Origin of the sequence: uncultured Thiocystis sp. (assembly GCF_903866365.1) — a bacterium.
Lineage (GTDB): Bacteria > Pseudomonadota > Gammaproteobacteria > Chromatiales > Chromatiaceae > Chromatium.
Genome location: NZ_CAIPNF010000461.1, coordinates 1 through 5,895, shown reverse-complemented (window position 1 = coordinate 5,895; position 5,895 = coordinate 1). Strand labels below are relative to the sequence as shown.

5 protein-coding genes are annotated in these 5,895 nt (G+C 65.5%); all 5 read left to right on the top strand.

The features are described 5' to 3' along the window. Positions 1-270: 270 nt before the first annotated feature. The gene (locus QZY07_RS25195; protein ID WP_295408823.1) at positions 271-2,391 is read left to right on the top strand and encodes a DUF927 domain-containing protein; all 2,121 of its coding nucleotides are present in this window, start codon (positions 271-273) and stop codon (positions 2,389-2,391) included. Next, entirely contained in the window at positions 2,306-2,797 is a 492-nt protein-coding gene (locus QZY07_RS25190; RefSeq protein ID WP_295408821.1) for a hypothetical protein, read from the top strand. Before QZY07_RS25195 ends, QZY07_RS25190 begins: the two co-directional genes overlap by 86 nt. Further along, entirely contained in the window at positions 2,790-3,254 is a 465-nt protein-coding gene (locus QZY07_RS25185) for a hypothetical protein (RefSeq protein WP_295408819.1), read from the top strand. Before QZY07_RS25190 ends, QZY07_RS25185 begins: the two co-directional genes overlap by 8 nt. 536 nt (positions 3,255-3,790) lie before the next feature. Beyond that, the gene (locus tag QZY07_RS25180; protein WP_295408816.1) at positions 3,791-4,408 is read left to right on the top strand and encodes a restriction endonuclease subunit S; all 618 of its coding nucleotides are present in this window, start codon (positions 3,791-3,793) and stop codon (positions 4,406-4,408) included. Next, the coding region (locus QZY07_RS25175) for a type I restriction-modification system subunit M (RefSeq protein WP_295408814.1) at positions 4,405-5,895 on the top strand (1,491 nt) is incomplete at its 3' end. The genes QZY07_RS25180 and QZY07_RS25175, both read left to right, overlap by 4 nt.

Genomic DNA, 5,895 nt, shown 5'->3' with positions numbered 1-5,895 from the left:
GGGAAACCCTGTATTGACTGCGCTTGGAGTGCGACTATTGGTTTCACCTCTTTGCGGCAGATCCCCTCAACTACCTGATTTCTTGGTTTTTCTTTCCAAATTGAACTGAACCAGTGCCAGTATCAGCACTCCAGGACTAAGCTCCGACCGCTGAAGGGTCCGAGCACCGGCGCGAGTCAGTCTATCGGGGGAGCCGTGCGTCCGCACGTCCCCTTGCTCGCGCCAGCGCCCGCTTCGCCGTCGGTCTCTCTTCTTTATGAGGACCGATCCATGCCTGACACGGCACCTTCCAGACTCGCCTCGCTGGAACTTCAAGCCCCCGCCAGCGACGACCATGACCCGCGGCGTACCGGCGCATCGCCAATCGCGTTGCCGCCACGGGTCGACATCAAGGCCACCGCCGCCGCCGCCATCCCGCACCTGGAGCGCATTTGCGCCCGCTGGCTGCCGGACGGCAAGCGCCAAGGTCACGATTGGATCGCACGCCATCCGACCCGCGACGACCAGCGCGCCGGGTCGTTTGCGGTCTCGTTGCAGACCGGCGGTTGCATCGATCACGCCACCGGCGAGCAATGCCACGACATCGTCTCCACGATTCGCTATCTGGACGGACTCCCGACTCAGGGCGAGGCGGCGCAACGGGTCGCCGCCTTGATCGGCACCGCACCCGTCCCGGCGCCGACCGCGACGCCGATCGCCAACGCGGTGCCCAAGCCCATGCCGCTCCGACCGCGGACGCATCCGACACTCGGGGCACCCAGCCAGGAATGGGAATACCGCGCCGGCGACGGCACGCTGTTGGCGGTCGTCTGTCGGTTCGAGACGGCAAAGGGCAAAGACGATCGTCCGCTCACGGTGACGCCGGCAGGCTGGTTCTGGCGCGCGCCACCCTCACCGCGTCCGCTCGACGGGCTGGACCGACTCGCCGCCCGCCCGGAGGCCGACGTGCTCCTGTGCGAAGGCGAAAAGGCCGCCGATGCCGCCGCGCGCTTGCTGCCCGCGACGGTCGCCATGACCACCATGAACGGTGCGCGTGCGCCCGGCCTGCAGTACGCCACGACCGCCGCCGCGCTCGCCGCTGCGGCGGGTGCCGCGTCGGTGACACGGCTGGACCTGTCGGCGCTGGCCGCCGACCTGCCGGACGGCTGGGACGCCGCCGAGGCGCTGGCCGAGGGTTGGACGCCGGAGCGGATCGCGCAGGCCGCGCAGTGGATCGCGGTCGCCAAGCCGAGCGAGCCGCCCGCTCAGACCGACGCGCCACGGGTTCCGGAGGGCTGGACGCTCACGCGCCGGATGGTGTTCGAGATCAATCCGAAGTCGGAAACCACCGAACTCCTCCCCGTCTGCGGTCCGCTCTGGGTTATCGGCAGGACCAACGGCACCCACGGCGAATGGGGGTTGGTCCTGGTCTTTCGCGACCACGACGCGCACGAGCAACGCCTGTCGATCCCCGCCGCGCGACTGCACGAAGACGCGGGCATCCTGGCGCGCGAACTGGCAACCCTTGGTCTCTCCATCGTCCATGGCAAGGAGAAACGCCTGCTCGCCTACCTGGCGTCCTGGGAGGTGCGGACCCGCATTCTTTCGGCCAAACGTCTCGGCTGGCTCGACGATCCGGACGGTGCCCTGGCGTTTGTGATGCCTGATCGCGTGATCGCCAAGGACGGCCAACGGCAGGTGGTCTTTCAACCGGACCGTTACTCGCCCACCGTGCGCAGCGTGCATGCGCGCGGCACCTTGACGGATTGGCAGGCACAGGTGGCGGCGACGGTGTGTCGGCATCTGCCGATGCTCTTCGCGCTCTGCGCGGGATTGGCCCCCTGCTGGTTGACGTTCGCCGAAGCGGGCGACTCCTTTGTCATCCATTTCTGGGGGAGAACCTCGCGCGGGAAAACCACCGTCGGGCAGATTGCCGCCTCGCCCTGGGGCTGCGGGGCCGATCCGAACGACGCGCCAGAGCGCATCTTCATTCGACGCTGGAATCTCACGGGCAACGGTCTGGAGGGGTTGGCCGAGGCGCATTCCGACCTGCCGTTGGTGCTCGACGAACTCGGCAGCTCAACCCTCGGCGACATCCGACCCTTGATCGATCAACTGGCGGGCGGGCAAGGCAAGACGGCGCTCAACTCCGCACGGGACATGAAGGAGCCGCGCATTCGCCTTGATCGCGGTCGCGGGCGAGTTGGCGGTTCAGACCGGCTTGATTCCGGCCACCGTGTCGCAGGTGCGCGCGTGCGTGAAGATGGCGGTGACCGCCTGGTTGAACACCGCCGCCGAGACCGACGAAGAGCGGATGGTCGCCAGCGTGCGCGCGTTCATCCTGCGTCATGCGGCGCGGTTTCAGCCGGCCGCGGAACCGGACGCGGCGCCGCTCACCGATCGGTGGGGTGATCCCATTCCCGCGACGGTGCCGGAGCCGGTGCGCGATCGCGTGGGTTTCGTCAATCACGCGAAACAGCTTTGGATGTTCACCGATGCCGGCTTGGTGGAGGCCGCGCCGGGTAACGACAAGACCACCATTGCGCAAACGTTGCGACGTCAAGGGTATCTGTTCACCAACGAGACCGGCAAGCTGAAGGCGCGCATCAAGATCGGCGAGAGCCGGCCCTGGATGTACGTCGTCAAGGGGGCGATTCTCGACAGCGAAAGCGGACCACGCTGTCCCGCGCCGGGACGGCCGGGACAACCGGGACCAGACCAGCCAGCGCCTGGCGTTGTCCCGCCTGTCCCGGCGGTCCCGTCGCCACACGGAGCAGGTCGGTTGATCGGCGAAGACGGCGGCGCGGACTATGTTTGATGCCGACACCTTCTGCGCCGAACTGGCCGCGTCCGGCGTCGATTTACGCCTTGATGAGCCGGGACGGATCACGGTGACGGGGAATCGGGCCGCCCGCGCACGCTGGTTACCCGAGATCCGGGCACACAAGGCCGCCGTGCTCCTCGCGCTCGCCGCGCGCGATCAAACCCTGGATCGCCATCGCCGGTTCAGTGTCATCCAGACGGACGGGGCCGTGCTGTCCGTGTCGCGCTGTCCGCCCTGTCCCTTGGCCGAGGTGCAAGCGGATTATCCCGATGCCGTGTGTACGGTTGAGCGGGTGCCCGAGACCGCCGTCGCACTGGCGCCTGCCGATCTTGCGCTCGCCCAGGCCGTGTTGAAGGCTTGGGGCGAGGACGATCCGGTCATGATCGAGGAATGGATGGACGGTCTGGCGCGCGAGCCGGCGCGGCTCCAGCAGATGCGCGACTTGGCGTGACTTGGTGCCGCAAGGGCTGGGCCTTCCCGGGGGCGTCGATCTCGGCCAGGTGGATCTTGACCTCGCGCTTGTCGGTGGTCAGGAGCGTTAGGGTGTCGCCGTCGCTGATGGCGATCCCGCACCTTTCAGGTCGGCGGCGAGCGCCTGATTCTCTGGCGCAGTGTTCAGGCCAGCTTTGTGAACCGAGACGATAAGACCGCAGTTGACGCAGCAACGCGGGCCGGTCGTTCATCGCGCACAGCATTACGGACGAATGAGAAAACAGAAAATATATTGACAGGCCGTAAACTCAAAGACTACGCTTCGAGCCGTGGGATCTCTTCGTTGCAGAATAACGAAAGCCCGCACGAAGGCGGGCTTTCGAGTCCGCATCATCAACCAAGCCTGACTTGGTTCGGCGACCGGTTGCCTTAGCGGGTGTGGGAACTTCAGTCTGGCGCGTTCGATTCATTTGGCCAAGTCTGCCTTTATCTTGTTCATGAGGCTTTCAGACGTGGTTCAGCAACCCACTCTCACGATTCCCGGTGCCTCCCGCAGTGACCATCAAACACATTCCGATCAGTGAGGTAGCGGCGGTTCTGCCCGGTTATGCGCTCAAGGGCAGCGTGGTGCCGGATCCGGACGGGCGCTATCAGCTCATCCAGGGCAAACATCTGATCCCCGGTGAGCCTTACCACTATCTCGACGCGCATCGACTGCGCATCAAGCCTGCCCACAAGGCCGATCGTTACCGCGTCGGTCCGGGCGATGTGCTCATCGCCTCGCGCGGTACGGCTAACTACGCCGTGGTCATCGAGTCGGTCCCCGAGCCGACGATTGCGCCGGCGACCTTCTACATCCTGCGGCCCGGCCCCGAGGTCGATGCGGCCTATCTGGCGTGGGTACTGGAACAGCCGATCGTCCAAGCGCAGATCGCCCAGGTTCGCACCGGCGCGGCGACGCCGATCCTGCAACGCGAGGACTTCGCCAACGTGCGCATTCCGCTCCCGCCGCTGGCGGAGCAACGGCGGATCACCCAGACCGTTGTCCTGATGCGGCGCGAACGTCAACTGCTACGCCGGCTCGACACGGCCACCAGCCGCTATCACGAGGCCATCGGCCGCGCCCTGCTCGGCGAACCGCCAGCGGCACACCCCCAACAGGAAACCCAATGAACGACGCTCCATCCACCGACAAAATCAAACAAGAAGAGATCAACGCCATCCTCTGGCGCGCCTGCGACAGCTTCCGCGGCACCATCGACGCCAGCGACTACAAGAACTATGTCCTGGTGATGCTATTCGTGAAATACATCTCGGACGTCTGGAAGGACCACTATGAAGATTACAAGCGCCAGTTCGGCGACGACGAGACCCGCATCCTGCGCAAGCTGGCACGCGAGCGTTTCGTGCTCCCGCCCGAGAGCAGCTTCGACTACCTCCACAGCCAGCGCGAGGCTCCCAATCTGGGCGAGCTGATCAACATCGCCCTGGAGCAGATCGAACTGGCCAACAAGGCGAAGTTGATCAACGTCTTTCGCAACGTCGACTTCAACTCCGAGGCCCTGCTCGGCGACACCAGGAAGCGCAATCGCATCCTCAAGAACCTGCTGGAGGACTTCGCCAACCCGCGGATCGACCTACGTCCCTCGCGCATCGGCGGACTCGACGTCATCGGCAACGCCTACGAGTTCCTCATCGACCGATTCGCCGCGAGCGCCGGTAAGAAAGCCGGCGAGTTCTACACCCCGTCTGGGGTCTCGCTGCTGATCGCCCAGCTCGTCGATCCACAGCCGGGTGAGCGCATCGGTGACCCGGCCTGCGGCTCGGGCTCGCTGCTGCTCAAGTGCGCCGCCCAGGTCGGCAGCGACAACTACTCGCTCTACGGCCAGGAGGCCATCAGCGGCACCTGGGCGCTGTGCATGATGAACATGTTCCTGCACGGCATGAACAACCCGCGCATCGAATGGGGCGACACCCTGCTCGATCCCAAGCTGTTGGAAGGCGACGCGCTCATGCGCTTCGAGGTGGTGGTGGCCAATCCGCCCTTCTCGCTCGACAAGTGGGGCGCCGACAACGCCGACAAGGAGAAGAAGCGCTACAACCGCTGGCACCGGGGTATTCCGCCCAAGAGCAAGGGCGACTATGCCTTCATCAGCCACATGATCGAGACGACGACCGAGGGCAGCGGCCGGGTCGGCGTGGTGGTGCCGCACGGCGTGCTCTTTCGCGGCGGGGCCGAGGGCAAGATTCGTCAGGCCCTGATCGAGGAGAACCTGCTCGATGCCGTCATCGGCCTGCCGCCCAATCTCTTCTTCGGCACCGGCATCCCGTCCGCGATCCTGGTTTTTCGGCGCGACCGCAACGAGGAACCCAACGTCCGCACCGACGTGCTCTTCATCGACGCCAGCCGCGAATTCGAGCAGGAGAAAAACCAGAACCGGCTGCGCGCCGACGTCGAGGTGCCGAAGATCGTGGCCACCTACCGCGCGCGCCGGACGGTCGAGAAATATGCCTATGTGGCCAGCCGCGAAGAGATCGCCGCGAACGATTACAACCTGAACATTCCGCGCTATGTCGATACCTTCGAGGAGGAAGAGGCGGTCGACATCGGCGCGGTGCAACAGGAGATCGCCGGGATCGAGGCCGAATTGGTGCAGGTG

Bases quoted from the DNA above. Each gene is read 5' to 3' on its own strand.
- QZY07_RS25195 (WP_295408823.1), top strand. From the start codon at position 271: ATGCCTGACACGGCACCTTCCAGACTCGCCTCGCTGGAACTTCAAGCC.
- QZY07_RS25185 (WP_295408819.1), top strand. From the start codon at position 2,790: ATGTTTGATGCCGACACCTTCTGCGCCGAACTGGCCGCGTCCGGCGTC.